Annotated in this window: 14 protein-coding genes; 8 read left to right on the top strand and 6 right to left on the bottom strand. The window is 69.8% G+C overall.

Translation table 11 applies throughout. From position 1 onward, the window contains the following. Positions 1–33: 33 nt before the first annotated feature. Together F5X71_RS05470 and F5X71_RS05465 are read right to left on the bottom strand one after the other, a co-directional pair. Positions 34–1,884 (bottom strand): hypothetical protein, encoded by a 1,851-nt coding sequence (locus F5X71_RS05470; protein WP_238815729.1) that lies wholly within the window; start codon positions 1,882–1,884, stop codon positions 34–36. Between the two features lie 46 nt (positions 1,885–1,930). Further along, entirely contained in the window at positions 1,931–2,326 is a 396-nt protein-coding gene (locus tag F5X71_RS05465) for a PPOX class F420-dependent oxidoreductase (protein WP_167460945.1), read from the bottom strand. Positions 2,327–2,530: 204 nt separating this feature from the next. Here F5X71_RS05465 and F5X71_RS05460 point away from each other — a divergent pair, with 204 nt between their 5' ends. Both F5X71_RS05460 and F5X71_RS05455 read left to right on the top strand, forming a co-directional pair. Then, positions 2,531–3,469, top strand: a complete 939-nt coding sequence (locus F5X71_RS05460) for a hypothetical protein (RefSeq protein WP_167460944.1) — start codon at positions 2,531–2,533, stop codon at positions 3,467–3,469. Between the two features lie 70 nt (positions 3,470–3,539). Further along, entirely contained in the window at positions 3,540–5,192 is a 1,653-nt protein-coding gene (locus F5X71_RS05455; RefSeq protein WP_167460943.1) for an alkaline phosphatase D family protein, read from the top strand. A 111-nt stretch (positions 5,193–5,303) separates the two neighbouring features. Here F5X71_RS05455 and F5X71_RS05450 read toward each other — a convergent pair whose 3' ends face one another. Beyond that, positions 5,304–5,978: a JAB domain-containing protein gene (locus tag F5X71_RS05450; protein ID WP_167460942.1), complete on the bottom strand. Its 675-nt coding sequence runs from the start codon at positions 5,976–5,978 to the stop codon at positions 5,304–5,306. Between the two features lie 162 nt (positions 5,979–6,140). Here F5X71_RS05450 and F5X71_RS05445 point away from each other — a divergent pair, with 162 nt between their 5' ends. Then, complete coding sequence (locus F5X71_RS05445; protein WP_167460941.1) at positions 6,141–7,673, top strand: alpha/beta hydrolase; 1,533 nt, start codon at positions 6,141–6,143, stop codon at positions 7,671–7,673. Positions 7,674–7,677: 4 nt separating this feature from the next. Here the strand turns inward: F5X71_RS05445 and F5X71_RS05440 are convergent, their stop codons facing one another. Further along, positions 7,678–7,881, bottom strand: coding sequence for a type II toxin-antitoxin system VapB family antitoxin (locus F5X71_RS05440; RefSeq protein ID WP_167460940.1), 204 nt, complete (start codon positions 7,879–7,881; stop codon positions 7,678–7,680). Between the two features lie 337 nt (positions 7,882–8,218). On the opposite strand from F5X71_RS05440, the gene F5X71_RS05435 reads away from it, so the two are divergent. Beyond that, positions 8,219–9,118, top strand: a complete 900-nt coding sequence (locus F5X71_RS05435; RefSeq protein ID WP_167460939.1) for a phenylalanine 4-monooxygenase — start codon at positions 8,219–8,221, stop codon at positions 9,116–9,118. A gap of 8 nt (positions 9,119–9,126) precedes the next feature. Here the strand turns inward: F5X71_RS05435 and F5X71_RS05430 are convergent, their stop codons facing one another. Further along, a complete protein-coding gene (locus F5X71_RS05430) occupies positions 9,127–9,744 on the bottom strand; it encodes a TetR family transcriptional regulator (protein ID WP_174817013.1) in 618 nt (205 codons plus the stop codon). After that, complete coding sequence (locus F5X71_RS05425; protein WP_167460937.1) at positions 9,734–11,287, bottom strand: MFS transporter; 1,554 nt, start codon at positions 11,285–11,287, stop codon at positions 9,734–9,736. The genes F5X71_RS05430 and F5X71_RS05425 overlap by 11 nt, the downstream gene beginning before the upstream one ends. A 122-nt stretch (positions 11,288–11,409) precedes the next feature. On the opposite strand from F5X71_RS05425, the gene F5X71_RS05420 reads away from it, so the two are divergent. The 4 genes from F5X71_RS05420 (at position 11,410) to F5X71_RS05405 (ending at position 15,013) form a co-directional block, all read left to right on the top strand. Continuing rightward, positions 11,410–12,696: a D-alanyl-D-alanine carboxypeptidase family protein gene (locus F5X71_RS05420; protein WP_167460936.1), complete on the top strand. Its 1,287-nt coding sequence runs from the start codon at positions 11,410–11,412 to the stop codon at positions 12,694–12,696. A 118-nt stretch (positions 12,697–12,814) separates the two neighbouring features. Beyond that, positions 12,815–13,147: a hypothetical protein gene (locus F5X71_RS05415; protein WP_167460935.1), complete on the top strand. Its 333-nt coding sequence runs from the start codon at positions 12,815–12,817 to the stop codon at positions 13,145–13,147. Further along, positions 13,144–14,376 (top strand): hypothetical protein, encoded by a 1,233-nt coding sequence (locus F5X71_RS05410; protein WP_167460934.1) that lies wholly within the window; start codon positions 13,144–13,146, stop codon positions 14,374–14,376. The genes F5X71_RS05415 and F5X71_RS05410 overlap by 4 nt, the downstream gene beginning before the upstream one ends. Next, entirely contained in the window at positions 14,369–15,013 is a 645-nt protein-coding gene (locus F5X71_RS05405) for a hypothetical protein (RefSeq protein ID WP_167460933.1), read from the top strand. Before F5X71_RS05410 ends, F5X71_RS05405 begins: the two co-directional genes overlap by 8 nt. Positions 15,014–15,081: the final 68 nt, after the last annotated feature.

Here is a 15,081-nt window from a genome sequence, read left to right as displayed (position 1 = left end):
CGAAAGATGCGGGCGGCCTTCGGCGTTCCCGGGTCAGTTGTCGTAGGAGGCGACACCGACCGGGCCGACGCCGAGGCAGGTGGTCAGGCCCTCGGTGCGGGAGACGAGGCGCAGGGCGGAGCCGCTGCCGGTCAGGCGGACGTAGACGGTGTTGAGGCCGGCGCGCACCGGGACGGTGACGGGTTCGCCGTGTTCGAAGGTCACGGCGAGTTTTCCGTTGCGGTCGGCAAGGTAGTTGAGCTGGGCGGTCCATTCGTGTTCCAGCATCGGGCCGTCGAGGCGGACGGTCACCGGGTCGCCGCCGTGGATTCGATAGCCGCACCGGGGATTCGGGCCGGGCAGGATCCGGCGGTTCCACCAGACTTCGGCCTCGACGACGGTGCCGGTGTCGGTGAGCATGCGCAGGTGCGGGGTCGAGTCGGTGAAGGTGCCCGGCGCCGCTATCGGTGCGAGCACCTGGCTGGCCAGATTCTGCGGATAGGCCAGCGGATTCAGCACGTCCCATGGCACTTCTTGCTCCAGCAGCGGCGCGCCGTCCCAGTGTGCGAGGGCCGACTTCGCGTTCGCGACATAGGCTTTCGTGGGGCTCGGGCGCCACGAGCGCACGAAGGTGTAGGTGGAGCACAGGCTGCTGACCACGAACACGACCGTCAGCGCGACCGCGAAACGCGCGCCGAACCACCGCGGCGGCGGCCGGCGCGGTTGTGCCCGCAGCAGCAGGGCGCCGACGACGGCGCCCACGACACCCAGCTCGGCGAAGTAGCGCAGCGACTGCATGAGCTCGGCCGCGGTGTTCGGGCCGCCGCGCACCAGCGCCACCGGCAGCTGCACCGGCAGCACGTAGACGACGGCGAGCGCCCACACCGACCACGCCCCGCGCCGGGTGTACACCGACAGCGCCACGATCGCGGCCAGCACCACCCAGGCCAGCACGACGGCACCGCCGGGCGGATCGGCCCACGGCGCGGCGGGCAGCCAGCGCTCCCACCGCCACGGCCCGCCGACCAGCGCGGGCACCACGCCGAGCGAGGTCGCGTTGGGCAGCCAATCCCGCATCCCCGCCGCGTTGTTGTGCACACCGGACACCCCGACGATCGCCAGGTACACCGCCGCCCAGACCAGCAGCACCAGACCCGAACCCAGCCACAGCGCCCGCCCGCGGCGCGCGACCTCGCCGAGCACGCCGTGCCGACTCCGTGGCTCGTCGAGGTAGCGCGCGAGCACCACGACCGCGAACGCGACGAACGGCACGAGCACCGACTTCTCGAAGAACAGCAGCGCGACAACGAGCACGATGATCGCGCGCACCGCGTACCGGCGATGCCCGGTGCGCAGCACGAGCACCGCGTCCCCGATGATCCAGGCGAGCGCGAATTGCAGTGGCAGCGTGTTCAATCCGGCCGACCACCACGCGAAGGCGGGCAGCGTAACCGGCGAGAAGAGGAAAAAGGCGAGCGGAGCCAGCAGCACCCACCGCCACCCGAGCAACAGCGACAGCATGCGCAGCACCGCCAGCGACGCCGCGAGCTGGCCGATGACCGACACCAGCACCGGTCCCGCCCAGACCAGCGGCGCGGTCTTCGTCACCACCCAGGCGACAACGAAGGCAAGCGGCATGAAATGCCCGTCGTGGTTGTACAGCAGCAGTTCCGTGGACAGCAGCGGATAGCGACCGGCCCGGCCGACCAGGATCAGGTCGTCCCAGTAGAAGTACCCGTTGACCGCCACCCAGCCGCGCAGCACGAGTTGCAGCACGATCGCGCACACCGCGACGAGCAGGACGGGCGACACCCGACGGGCAGGACCAGGCCCGTCGCACTCGGACCGACCGGCCGCCTGCGTCGAGGACACGACCTTCGACGGCACGACCGCAGCGGTGTCCATGCCGACCCACCCTAGTGAAGGGGCGAGCGGCACCCCCTAGACGCGGTCAAGCCGCGTAGCCGGTGGCCTTGTCGACCTCGACGCGCACCGCGACCCTGACCTCGCCCGGCGCGGGCGGCGCGTGGTCGGTGCCGTCGTACTTTCGTGACAGTTCGTGGCCGACCCGCAGATCGACATCGTGGGTGATGCTCGCGCGGCCGCGCAGTTCGACATAGCTCTCGCCGTCGGCGGAGTCGATCACCGTCACGCTCACCCGCGGGTCGCGCAGCATGTTGCGGTGCTTGAGCCGGCCTTCCAGGGTGGAGAACAGCAAGTCGTTGCCGTCGCGCAGCACCCACATCGCGGAGGTCTGCGGGCTGCCGTCGGCGTTGAGCGTGGCGAGCACCGCGTAGTTCTTGCCGTCGAGCAGGGCGATGGTGGCTGGGCTGAGCGCGATTCCCATATCCGAACAGTAGGCGACGCGCGGCGCGCCTGCTGCCCCGTTTTCGGTGCGAACCGCTCTGTCCAGCGGTTATCGCGCGCAATGTGCCGTCGATACCGCGGGGTTGCCGGTAAGTTGATCTTGGACGTGTTCTCCAGGTTGCCGATACATCGTCAGCCACGCCACCCCGCTTTCCGTGCGTGGCCCGGAGGAAGGCGCTCATCCATGTTCATGCTCCGCATCGCGATCGCCGCCACCATGCTCACCTGCCCGGCGCTGGTCGCCGCGGCAGCAACGGCCTCGGCGCCCACCGGCGCGGTGCCGCATCGGGACAGCGCGGCACCGCCCGCGAGCTCGGTCCTCGCCACGCGGTTCGCCACCCCCGCCGCGTCGCGCGCCGTGCTCGGCACGCTGCTGTACCCGGGCCTGATGCCCGCCGCGGCACCGCGCCGCACGGTGCTCAACACCCTGCTGTACCCGGGTCTCGTCGACACCGCAGGCCCGCTCGGCGCCGGCGGCGCCGCACTCGGCCTCGGCCTGGCCGCGTTGCTCGGCACCGGCAGCGCGATGCTCGGCACCGGCAGCGTCGCCGCCGCACCGTGGGCCGCGGTGCTCGGCACCGGCAGTGCCGCGGCGGGCACCGGCAGCGCGGCGCTCGCGCCGTTGGGCGTCGTCCTCGGTACGGGCGCGGCGTTGCTCGGCACCGGCAGCGCGGCCGTCGGCGCGTCGGGCAGCGTCGCCAGCGGTGGCCTCGGTACCCCCTTGGCCATGCTCGGCGCGGGCAGTGCGGCCGCGGGCACCGGCAGCGCGAGTCTCGCGGGTGCCGGCGCGGCGGCGGCGCCGTTCGCCGCGATGGCGGGCACCGGCAGCGCCATGCTCGGCAACGGCAGTGCGGCCGCCGTCCCGTTCGGAGTCGCCCTCGGCGCCGGGGTGGCGGCCGGAATCGCCACCGGCAGTGCGGGATTGGCCTCGCTGAGCGCCGCGTCGCCGGTCGCGGCGAGTACCGAGCCGGGCACCGAGACCGCAGCAGACACAGGCGCTGGGGCTGGAGCCAGCACTGGCACGAGCACCGACACACGCGCACGCGCCGGGGTAGGCACTGGCACTGGCACTGGCACCAAGGAATCCGAGTACAAGCCACTCAGGCTCGGCCCACCCAGCTGAGTAGTCGCAGCCCCGCCAACGCCCCGACCGACAACCGGCAGGCTGACCACCGGGCGATATACCCTGACGTATGGGTCTGTCGCGACGCCGACTGCTGAGATTCGGCGGTGCCGGGTCGCTTGCCGTGTTGCTCGGTACCTCGGCGGCGAGCAGCGGCGTGTTCCGGGCCCCGCGCTGGTCCGACGATCCGTTCACCTTCGGCGTCGCTTCCGGTGAGCCGACGGCCGACGGCGTGGTGCTCTGGACCAGACTCGCGCCGGATCCGCTCGCCCCCGACGGGCTTGGCGGCATGCCGATGGCCCCGGTGAGCGTGGACTACGAGGTCGCGCACGACGCGAACTTCGCGCAGGTGGTGGCGCGCGGCACGGCGCTGGCGACGCGCGAGCTGGCGCACAGCGTGCATCCGGAGATCACCGGCCTGGCACCGGACCGGTGGTATTTCTATCGTTTCCGGGCCGGCTCGGCGCTCTCCCCGGTGGGCCGCACCCGCACCGCCCCGGCACCCGGTCAACCGACCGCGCGGATGCGATTCGCGTTCGCCTCCTGCCAGTCCTGGACCTCCGGCTTCTTCACCGCCTATCAGCACATGAGCGCCGAAGACCTGGATCTTGTTGTGCACCTGGGTGATTACATCTATGAGCGCGGCTGGAACCGCGGCCGCGCCGGCATGACGGTCGAGCCGCACCTGCAGCGGGAAGCCGTCGATCTGGCGGGATACCGGCTGCGCTACGCGCAGGCCAAGGCGGAGGCGCCGTTGCGCGCCGCGCACGCCGCGTTCCCGTGGCTGGTCACGATGGACGATCACGAGATCGACAACAACTGGGCAGGCGAGGCGCCCGGCCTCGGCATCGATATCTACCGCATCCCCGCGCTGTTCCGGCGGCGCAAAGCCGCTGCGTTCCAGGCGATGTACGAACATCAACCGCTGCGTCGGGCCCAGCTGCCCGCCGGGTCATCGATCCATCTGCACCGCCGCTACGCCTTCGGCGATCTGGCCGAGATCACCATGCTCGACACCCGGCAGTACCGCGACAAGCAGGCCTGCGGCGACGGCAACACCGTCATCGATTGCGCCGATCGGTTCGCCGCGGACCGCACGCTGCTCGGTGCGCCGCAACGGGATTGGCTGATCGACGGCTTCGCCCACTCGACCGCGCGCTGGCAGATCCTCGGCAATCAGGTGTCGATGGGTCAGTCGGATCAGGACGCCGGGCCGGTCACCGCGGTCGGCACCGACTCGTGGGACGGCTACGTCGCCGACCGCAACGCGGTGCTCGGCGCGGCCGCCGACCACGGCGTGCGCAATCTCGTGGTGATCACCGGCGACCGGCACCAGAACCACGCGGCGAATCTGCGGCGAGATTTCGCCGATCCCGAATCGCCGGTGGTGGCTTCGGAATTCATCGGCACGTCGATCAGCAGCGGCGGTGACGGAGCGGACATGACCGCCTCCGGGCGCAATCTGCTCGCCGCCAATCCCGACCTCGAGTTCTTCAACGCGCAGCGCGGTTACGTCCGGGTGGAACTCGAGCACGGCCGGTGGCGCAGCGATTTCCGGGTCGTGCCGTATATCCACCGCCCCGGCGCACCCGTGCACACGCGGGCCAGCTTCGTGGTGCTCGATCGCGTTCCCGGCGTTGTGCGCGACACCCAGGCCGAGCCGATCGCGCCGTCGGCGACACCGGACTCGACCACCGCGCCGCCCGGCACCGGGCCCCGGTGAACCGTTGCCGCGCAAGTACTTCCGCTCGGCCTGCTCGAGCACCCGGGGACTACCGCGCAGGCGCCGGAAGGCGGCCGCGACGGCGGCCCGCTCGCCCGCCGGTCGCATCGGTCAGTATGCGATGGCGGGCGCGCTGGCCCACTCTTCGCCCGCGATCACCACGTGATCGAGGAAGCGAAGACCGACGGTGCGCGCGGCCTCGGCGAGCAGCGCGGTGGCGCGGCGATCGTCCAGGCTGGGCACCGCGTCGCCGGAGGGGTGGTTGTGCACGACGGCGAAGGCGCGACCGTCGTGCCGCAGGACGGTGTTCAGGATCTCGCGGACCGGGACAGCCACCTGATCGACCGCGCCTTCGGCGACGAACACCTTGCGCCGCAGCCGATTCTGCGCGTCGCACACCAGCACCAGCAGCCGCTCGACCCGGGCGCCGATGAACAGCGGGCGCGCGGCGTCGGCGACATCGGACGCGCCGGTGAGCCGCGTCGCGCCGCCGGTGCCGGTGCGGGCCCGCGCACCGAGATGGAACGCGGCGACGAGGGCGGCGGCCTTCGCCGTCCCGATGCCGGCCCGGCGGGCCAGTTCCTCGGGGCGCGCCGCTGCCAGCTCGGCCAGGCTGCCGTGCTCGACGAGCAATTCCACCGCCAGATCGAGGGCGCTGGCCCCGCGCCTGCCGTGCCGTAGCAGCAGCGCCAGCAGTTCGGCGTCGCTGAGCGCCTGCGGTCCGAGGGCGAGCAGCCGCTCGCGTGGGCGCTGCTCGACGGGCACATCGATAAGAGAAACCGGCATCGTTCCACCCCTTGGTCACGGCGACAGTGCCTCGCAGTGTGCCAGGCCCCACCGACATGGTGGCCACGCCCGCGTGCCGCCCGAGTTGTCCGGTCCTGCCGATCGCGCTTCACTGTCCGTCCGGCAGACTGAGTACGTCACACGAGGTACAGGGGTCGACGAATGTGCACATCGCGCAAGGGAACCGCGGCATCCGGGCGCGCCGTCGGGCTGACCGCGATCATCGCCGCGGTCGCGTTGCTGGTCGGCGCGTGCGGCAACAGCCAGGACGCGCCGCCACCGCCCGCGCCGACCCTGGATCGGTACTACCAGCAGCGGATCGCATGGGGTTCGTGCGACGACTACCCGGGCGGCGGCACCGAACTCACCGCGGCCGGGATCGAGTGCGCGCGGGTCACCGTGCCGATCGACTACGGCAGGCCCGACGGCGAGACGGCGCAGATCGCGATCTCCCGCGCACGGGCCACCGGCGCGAAAGTCGCTTCGCTGCTGACGAATCCGGGCGGCCCCGGGGCGCCCGGCCTGCTGCTGCCGCTGGCACTGGCGAAACTGCCGGTGGCCGAACGGTTCGACGTGATCGGGATGGACGTGCGCGGCCTCGGCGCGTCGACGCCACTGGTCCGCTGCCGTTCCACCAAGGAGCACCTGACCAGCAAGCGCGTGCTCGGCATGACCGATCCGTTCGCCGAGATCGACCAGATCGAGCAGGAGAACGAGGAATACGCGGATTCGTGCGCCCGGCGCACCGGCCTTGCGCTGCTCGGCCACGTCGGCACCGGTGACGTCGCGCGCGATATGGACGTCATCCGCGCCGTGCTCGGCGACAAGAAGCTGACCTACTTCGGCGCGTCGTACGGCACCCGCCTCGGCTCGACCTACGCCGAACTTTTCCCCGACCGGGTCCGCGCCATGGTGCTCGACGCACCCGTGGATCCCACCACGAACATCGCCGACGAGGTGCTCATCTCCGCGGGTTTCCAGCAGGCCTTCGACGCCTACGCAGCGGACTGCGCCAAGGCGCCGGACTGCCCGCTCGGCACCGATCCGGCGAAGGCGACCGAAGCCTACCGAGCGCTGGCGCTACCGCTCATCCGGCACCCGATCCGCACAGCGGACCAGCGCACCCTCGACTACGACGCCGTCGTCACCGCGACCATCGCCGCGCTCTACTCCCCCGAGTCCTGGCCCGCGCTCACCAAGGGACTCACCGAGCTCGCCAACGGCCGCGGCGAGACGCTGCTCGGCGAGGCGGGCGAGTATCAAGAGGTCTCCTCCGACGACGTGCATCGCGCGGTGCTCTGCCTCGAGCAGGTCCGCGTGACCGATCGCGCGGTCGCCAACGATATCGATCGCCGATCCCGCAGCGCCGCGCCGATTTTCGACGACGGCGTGGTCAACGAACGGACGCCGCTCGACACCTGCGCGTTCTGGCCGGTCCCACCGACCGCGCAGCCGCACGTGCCGAATGTGGCCGGGCTGCCGAAGGTCGTGGTCGTCGCGGTGACGGGCGATCCGGCGACGCCGTACCCCGGCGGGGTCGCCCTGGCCAAGGCCCTCGGCGCCGCATTGATCACCTATGAGGGCACCCAGCACGGCGTGACCTTCGAGGGTGTCGCCTGCGTGGACGAACCCGTGCTGAAGTATCTGATCGACCTGACCGCGCCTACCGCGGACCTGCGGTGCCGGAAGTCCTGAACGACTACCCGTCGACCACCACGACCTCGGGCGCCGGGAGGGTGAACAACGCTGTCGCGGCGAGCTTTTCGAGATGGCGCAGCTGACGTTCGTGCACGACGATCCGGCGCAGGGCCTCGTTGATGGTGGCATTGCTCGTCGAGGTGCCCATGATCGAGGCAGCGGCGGCGAGCAGCTTCTGGTCGAGATCGATCCGCACGGTTTTCATGCGTCCTCCTTCGTACGTTCGCCATTTTGCGCTGTCCCGCCCGCTCATGTCCGGCAAATCGATCAGAGTGGCCGGATTCACCGAGTTTTTCAGGGCCGCAAGCAGGTTCGGCACCGCAACGCGCCACCGATGACCAGGCGTTCGGCACACCTTCGGCATCGCCGCAGGCACCGGCCGCCGAGGCGCTTTCCGGGCCCCGGCGGTCACTGGTCAGCTCGCCGCTGGAATACGCCGTCGGACGCCGGTAAGCGGGCCTATATCCGAAGACAGCTATGCACTTTGCCAAGCTGAATGCCCGTTTGTTGTCGCCGAGCCGCCGCGGTGCTTGCATCGACGTATGTTCACCGAAGCTCAGCTGTACTCACCGGTGACCCGGTCCGGCGATGGCGGCGTGACCGTCCATCTGAGCGACGAGCACCCCGGCGTGCACGACGCCGACTACCGGACGCGTCGCAACGCCATCGCCGAACTCGCCCTCGACTACGCCCCGGGCAAGCCGGTTCCGCAGATCGACTACACCGACGAAGAACAGCAGGTGTGGCGGATCGCCTCCGCGGAGCTCGCCAAGAAGCACCAGACCTACGCCTGTGCCGAGGTATTGGCGTCGGCGGCGCGACTGGCCCTGCCCGAAGACCACATCCCGCAGTTGGACGAGGTCTCCGCGGCGCTGTTGCCGCTCAGTGGATTCCGCTACGCGCCCGCCGCGGGCCTGGTGCCGCTGCGCGAGTTCTTCGGCTCGTTCGCCGACCGGATCTTCCACTCCACCCAGTACATTCGGCACCACTCGGCCCCGCTGTACACCCCGGAGCCCGACGCCATCCACGAGATCATCGGGCACGCCAACCAGATCGCGAGCCCGCGCTTCGCGGCCATCTACGAGGCGGTCGGCGCGGCCGTCGGACGACTCGAGACCGACACCGCGCTGAAATTCCTGGCCAATGTCTTCTGGTTCTCGATGGAATTCGGCGTGGTGCGCGAGCGGGGCGAGGTCCGCTGCTACGGCGCGGGACTGCTGTCGTCCTACGGCGAGATCGAGGAGTTCCGCGGCGCCGACCTGCGCCCGCTCGATGTCGCGGAGATGGGCAGCGCGGTCTACGACATTACGCACTACCAGCCGATTCTCTACTGCGCGGAATCGATCGCCGAGATCGAGGACGTGATCGGCGGGTTCTTCGCGACCATGGACGACGAGACACCGGCCCGGCTGCGCCACTCGAATATCGCCGGAGCGCAGTAGGTTCGGGCCTACTCGGCGGCGTGCTCGCGCCCCAGTGGCAGGCCCGCCTCCAGGAACTCCATCGCTCTGGCGAGGTTCTCGGCGTTGACCGGGGCGACCGTCGTGATGGCCAGCGCGATGCCGGCCAGCGCGCCGGAGAACACCCGGACCTCGAAGTCGTCCGGGGACACGCCGAGCCGCTCGGCCAGCATGCCCGCGGACAGTTCGATGCTGCGCAGCATCTCCTGTCCGATGGCCGAGCGCAGCTCGGGCACGTGGTAGACCAGCGCCTGACGTTCCTGTTCGAAGGCCAGCTCCTCGGCGGGCAACCCGCTGAAGACCTCGGCGATCGCGTCGCGGAACGCTCGCAGCGGCGGCACGTGCTGCGGCTGCGCCTGGAACACCCGCAGCAGCACCGGGTCGAGGTCGTCGGCGAGCACCAACTGTTCCTTCGAGGGGAAGTAGCGGAAGAAGGTGCTCGGCGAGACCTCGGCGGCCGCGGCGATCTGCTCGACGGTCGTCTCCCCGTAGCCCTGCTCGCGAAACAGCCGGAACGCCTCGAGGCGAATCGTCCGGCGGGTCCGCTCCTTCTTCCGCTCCCTCAGGCCGCGCACCGCGGGCTCTTCTCCGGACACATCAACCGACATGCTTCGATTCTGACGCATCGGTCCCGACAACCGCGTCCGGTGCGGTGACCGGCCGGTGCCGTTCCTCGGGTGCGACCGGTCGCGGCGCGCGCAGGAACGCGACGGCGAGCCCTGCCGCGACCACGCACAGCGCCGCACAGACCCAGAGCATCGCGGCCATGCCACCGACGAACGCGGTCTGCACCTGGTGCAGCATCGCCGAGTCGCCGGCCCGATGCGCCATCGCGACCCCGGCGTTCACCCCGTCCGAGACGGGTTCGCGGTTCAATGTGCCCAGCCCCGAACGGTATTGGTTGACCAGCACGGTGCCGAGGACCGCGACGCCGATGGTGCCGCCCGCCTGTCGCAGCGCCTGGATCAACGCCGAGCCGGAGCCGGAGCGCTCGACGGACAGCTCGTCCATCGCCAGTCCCATGGCCGTCGGCATGGCCAGGCCCATTCCGGCGCCGAGCAGGGCCAGCCACAGCGCGGTGTATCCGTAGCCGCTGTCCGCGGTGGTCAGCCCGCCGAGCGCGAGCGCGGCGGCGAGCAGGCCGAAGCCCGCGGCGAGCACCACCCGGGTGCCGAGCTTCGGCAGCGCCCGGTCGACCACCCGGCTGCCGACGATCAGCCCGCCGATCAACGGCAGCAAGCGCAGGCCGCTGCCGAGCGCGTCCACGCCGAGCACCGCCTGGAAATACTGCGGCACCGTGAAGAACATGCCGAACATGGCGAAGTTGACGACGATGGACAACGCGGTGCCCCAGCGGAATCCGGCGTGCTCGAACAAGCCGAGATCGATCAGCGCATGGGCGGTCCTGCGCTGCCACCACACGAACGCGCCGAGCAGCAGCGCACCGGCACCAACGATGGCCCAGGCGGGCCCGTCGCCCCAGCCGTACTCGCCGACCCGGATGAATCCGTAGGTGAGGCCGAGCATGCCCGCGACCGAGAGCAGGACGCCGGGCACGTCCAGCCGATAGCGATTCGCGCTGCGCGATTCCGGCACCAGCGCCAGCACCGCGAGCACGCCGATGACCACCATCGGCACATTGATCAGAAACACCGAGCCCCACCAGAAGTTCCGCAGCAGCCAGCCGCCGACTATCGGCCCGAGCGGCAGGCCGAGCGCGGTCGCGGTCACCCAGATGGTCAGCGCCCGCTGCCGTTCCGCCGTTTCGGGAAACAGCGAGGGCAGCACCGCCATCGACAGCGGAATCATCGCCGCGGCCGCCACCCCGAGCACCACCCGCGCGAGGATCAGCTGCCCCGCCGAGGTGGCGAACGCACAGGCGAGCGAGGCCGCACCGAACACGAGCAGGGCGGCAAGCAGGAACTTCTTGCGCCCGTAGCGATCGCCGAGCGCGCCCGCGGGCAGCATCACCGCGGCCAGCGCGAGCGTGTACGCGCTGCTGAACCATTGCAGCGCGGCGGTATTCGCGGGCAGCTCGACCGCGAGCGTGGGCAGCGCCACGGTCAGCACCGTGACATCGAGCCCGATGGTCAGCATCGCGATCGCCAGCGCGCCGAGCGCCAGCCAGCGACGAGTGGAATCAGTGCGCACAACCCCTCCAAAAATGAGAGAAACTATCTTTTGATAGTAGCTCTTATTTAGTAGCGTCTGGCAATACTTCGCGTGTGCGCGAGCGCGGCCGACTTCGGCGTCGACCGTTACGCTCGCAAACGATGAAGATCAGGGAGTCGCGCCGCCGCGCCATACTTCGCCTCGGTTCCGCGCTGGCCGCAGTGGCCGTTACCGCGGGTCTGGCCGCCGTTCCGTCGTTCGCCGCACCGACGAGTCCGACGACGACACCGTTCACCACGCCGAACACCGACGGGTGCCCGCAGAAGACCAGCCCGCCGCCGCCGATCGACCTGTCCGAGGTGCCGCGGCCCGGCCAGTCGGCGCCGACCGCGCTGCCGATCCCGACCCCGCCCGTCGGCGGCAGCAGGCTCGGCGAATGCGGACTGGTCCTGCCCAAGGGCGCACCCGCTGTGCCGCAGGACATTTCGGCCACCGCCTGGCAGGTGTCGGACCTCGACACCGGTGACGTCCTGGTCGCCAAGGACCCGCACGGCCGGTATCGCCCCGCCAGCACCATCAAGGTGCTGCTCGCCGCCATCGCGCTGCGCACCCTCGACCTGGACAAGGTCGTGATCGGCACCGAGGACGACGCGAACGCCGACGGCACCCGCGTCGGCATCGGTCCCGGCGGGCGCTACACCAACCGGCAGCTCATGCAGGCGCTGATCATGGCGTCCGGCAACGACGCCGCGCACGCCATCGCCACCCAGCTCGGCGGCGAGGAAGCCACCGTCGCCAAGATGAACGAGCTCGCGAAGTCGTTGCGCGCCTTGGATACTCGCGCCGCCACGCCGTCCGGGCTGGACGGGCCCGGCATGAGCACCTCCGCCTACGACCTGTCCGTGCTGTTCCGCGAGGCCATGACGATCCCGCTGTTCGCCGAACTCATCCACACCGAACAGGTCGATTTCCCCGGCTATCCGGCCAATCCGAAGATCCCCGAGGACGAGGACCACCCCGGCTTTCCGATCGGCAACGACAACCACCTGCTCTACGACTACGAGGGCGCCCTCGGTGGCAAGACCGGTTTCACCGACGACGCCAGGCAGACCTTTGTCGCCGCCGCCGAACGCGACGGCCGCCGCCTCGTCGTCACCCTCCTCAAAGCCGACGTGCGCCCCCTGCGCCCCACCGACCAGGCCGCCCGCCTACTCGACTACGGCTTCGCCCTCCCCCGTGGCACCAGCATCGGCAAGCTCCCCACCAAAACCCCACCCCCCTCGAATCCCGGTGCCGCCCTGGCCTCCCCACCACCCCGCGACACCGCCCACCCCGACCAAACCCCCACCCACACCCGCACCCCCGACCGCACCGTCTGGATAGTGGGCGCCACCATCCTCGCCCTAGCCCTCCTCCTAGGCGCCCGCCGCCTCAACCGCCGCAGGTAAACCGGCATTTCGGACAGGATCAACCGCACGGGAACCAATCCAGACCCCGCTGCGTCTATGGCCATGTAGGAGTGGTTTCGTTCACCGGGGTCCGGTGCCGTAGGCGAGGAGAGTCGAGTTGGCCGGAATTCTCGGAGTAGACGTCGAGATGTTGGGCAAGACCGTCCAGTCACTGCGCGGTGCAGAGCAGGTGCTCAACGATGCGTTGCGGGCAATGACGAAGGACGGCCACGGCGACATCGGCACCGCCGTACTCAACGACGCGGCCGAAAGTTTCCAGCGGCGCTGGCATTTCGGCGTCGAACGCATCGGTGAGGCAGCCAAGGCCACCGCAGACGGCGTGGCCAAGTGTCACGACGCCTATCAGGAGGTCGACACCGCCATCGCCAAGGCGCTGGAGCAGGTCAACGGGCTCGTCACGAAGCAGTCGCCCGGCGAGGTCGAGGCATGAGCGACAACAACCCCTATCCCAACCTGGGATTCAACCCGGTGCCCGGCGCGCCGGCCGACGTGACCGGACTGCGTACGCAGATCAACACCTCCGCGGATGCGGTCCGCGAGACCAACGGATTGTTGACCCGCCTGCGCAACAGCAACGACAACGTCTGGAAGGGCGCCGCCGGGGACGCGTTCCGCGCGAACTTCGACGCCACGCTCGCCCAGGATCTCGGCTACGCACAGAAGTCCCTGGAGCGGGCGGTCGGCCTCCTCGACGAATGGCACACCGACCTGGTCGGCTTTCAGGACACCGCCAAAGGACTCGAAGCCGAGGCCGCCGACGCCAGGGGTCAGCACACTCAGGCGGTCGCCGCATTGCACAGCGCCAGATCGAACCCCGATCTCGGCCTCGCCACAGTGACATTCACCGATCCAGCGGAGTTGCAAGCCGCCCAGTCCCGGCTAGATGCCGCCACCGCGCAGGTCCGCGCGGCGAGCACCGCCGTCGACAACTCGCAGGCGAAGATCGACTCCGTCCTGCGGCGCGCTCGCGACCTACAGGGCCTGCACGACACGACAGCGCGTCGAATCGCGAGCGAGCTGGACGCCGCGGCAAAGGATTTCGCGCCCAGCCCACCGGACAAGAGCGTCTGGGATCGCATTGCCGACGCGGTAAAAGGCATCGGCACCTGGATCAGTGAGCATCGGCAGCAGATACACGACATCCTCTCCGGCATCTCCGCCCTCACCGGCCTGCTCGCATTGGTGACGCCACCACCGGCAGACGTGATCTTCGCCGGTATCGCACTGGTGAGCGGTGCCGGCGCGCTCGCGATGGACGCGTTGGACCCCGAAATCCGCAGCGCCTTCAGCGACGTAGTGCACGGCGATTTCAACAGCGACGCATTGAAGAAGATCGGGACCACGGTCGGGCTCGACTCGCTCGCGGTGATACCCGGTGTAGGCGGCGCGTTCAAGGGCGCGAAGGCGTTCTCCGAGATCGGCGAGTTCGGCCCCGCGGTACGGGCATTCACCGAAGGAGCCCAGGCGCCGACCATCTCGTCGAAAGCGCTGAACTCCATTCCGCGGCCTGCCGAAGCCACCTTCTGGCTCGAGGACTTCAGCCAGGCCAGCAAGGCGGCACCGGGCACTGCCCTCGCAGGCATCGAATTGTTCTCCCGTTCGGCGAAGTCGGCATTGGGGCTGGAGAAGATCGGGAGCGTAATCGGGAACCATGAGTGATACCGCGCTGGACATCTGGATTCCCGAGGGATACCTGGAAATGCCGCTCTCCGGCATCCAGGAGCGCCTGCGCGTCGTCCAGCAGTTGGTCGCCGGGCTGCCATCGTCGGAGCTGACTGCTACGGCAAACGCGATCCTGCCAACTGTCACCACACTGCTCGGTGCGCTGGCACAGCGGGACGCCCGGTACTGCGGCGTCGGTCGGCACCTGTCCTCGACGGGAGATCTGGTCACCTCCTGCCTCACTGTGTGCGTCCTCGAAACCGAAGGTGAGCAGTGCAACCCTCGACTGACGCTGACCAACCTGGTCGAGTCGAGGATCGCGGCCGGCGACGAGCAGGGCGAGGTCGAGGTGACCGACATCGATGGAATCCCGATGCTGTTCTCGGAGCGAACAATTCGACTACCCACCCCGGACCTGCCGGGGCGGCCCTATGCCGGGGACAGCACGGCCACCTACCAATTGGAAGCCATCGTTCCCGCTGCGGACGGGTCGGCGACTGCGGCAATCGAGATGTCGACCTCCTACGTCGATCACGGCCCTGAGTTCCGAAAGATGATCGTGGATATGGCGCGTTCGGTCGGCTTCCGGCCGAGTGATCATCCACCCGTCCGTCCGTCGTCACTCGACCTGTGAGGGGCCATGATTCAACACTCCTCGGCTCCTGCGAATGCCGCGCCTGGAACGCGGGCGGCGCTGCGGCG

Origin of the sequence: Nocardia brasiliensis, from assembly GCF_011801125.1 — a bacterium.
Taxonomy (GTDB): Bacteria; Actinomycetota; Actinomycetes; order Mycobacteriales; family Mycobacteriaceae; genus Nocardia; species Nocardia brasiliensis_C.
Note: the sequence above shows the minus strand (reverse complement) of the source record. Positions and strands in the feature narration are given on the sequence as shown.

Bases quoted from the DNA above. Each gene is read 5' to 3' on its own strand.
- F5X71_RS05440 (WP_167460940.1), bottom strand. From the start codon at position 7,881: ATGAAAACCGTGCGGATCGATCTCGACCAGAAGCTGCTCGCCGCCGCT.
- F5X71_RS05420 (WP_167460936.1), top strand. From the start codon at position 11,410: ATGAAGATCAGGGAGTCGCGCCGCCGCGCCATACTTCGCCTCGGTTCC.
- F5X71_RS05455 (WP_167460943.1), top strand. From the start codon at position 3,540: ATGGGTCTGTCGCGACGCCGACTGCTGAGATTCGGCGGTGCCGGGTCG.
- F5X71_RS05410 (WP_167460934.1), top strand. From the start codon at position 13,144: ATGAGCGACAACAACCCCTATCCCAACCTGGGATTCAACCCGGTGCCC.
- F5X71_RS05470 (WP_238815729.1), bottom strand. From the start codon at position 1,884: ATGGACACCGCTGCGGTCGTGCCGTCGAAGGTCGTGTCCTCGACGCAG.
- F5X71_RS05465 (WP_167460945.1), bottom strand. From the start codon at position 2,326: ATGGGAATCGCGCTCAGCCCAGCCACCATCGCCCTGCTCGACGGCAAG.
- F5X71_RS05460 (WP_167460944.1), top strand. From the start codon at position 2,531: ATGTTCATGCTCCGCATCGCGATCGCCGCCACCATGCTCACCTGCCCG.
- F5X71_RS05435 (WP_167460939.1), top strand. From the start codon at position 8,219: ATGTTCACCGAAGCTCAGCTGTACTCACCGGTGACCCGGTCCGGCGAT.
- F5X71_RS05405 (WP_167460933.1), top strand. From the start codon at position 14,369: ATGAGTGATACCGCGCTGGACATCTGGATTCCCGAGGGATACCTGGAA.
- F5X71_RS05450 (WP_167460942.1), bottom strand. From the start codon at position 5,978: ATGCCGGTTTCTCTTATCGATGTGCCCGTCGAGCAGCGCCCACGCGAG.
- F5X71_RS05430 (WP_174817013.1), bottom strand. From the start codon at position 9,744: ATGTCGGTTGATGTGTCCGGAGAAGAGCCCGCGGTGCGCGGCCTGAGG.
- F5X71_RS05445 (WP_167460941.1), top strand. From the start codon at position 6,141: ATGTGCACATCGCGCAAGGGAACCGCGGCATCCGGGCGCGCCGTCGGG.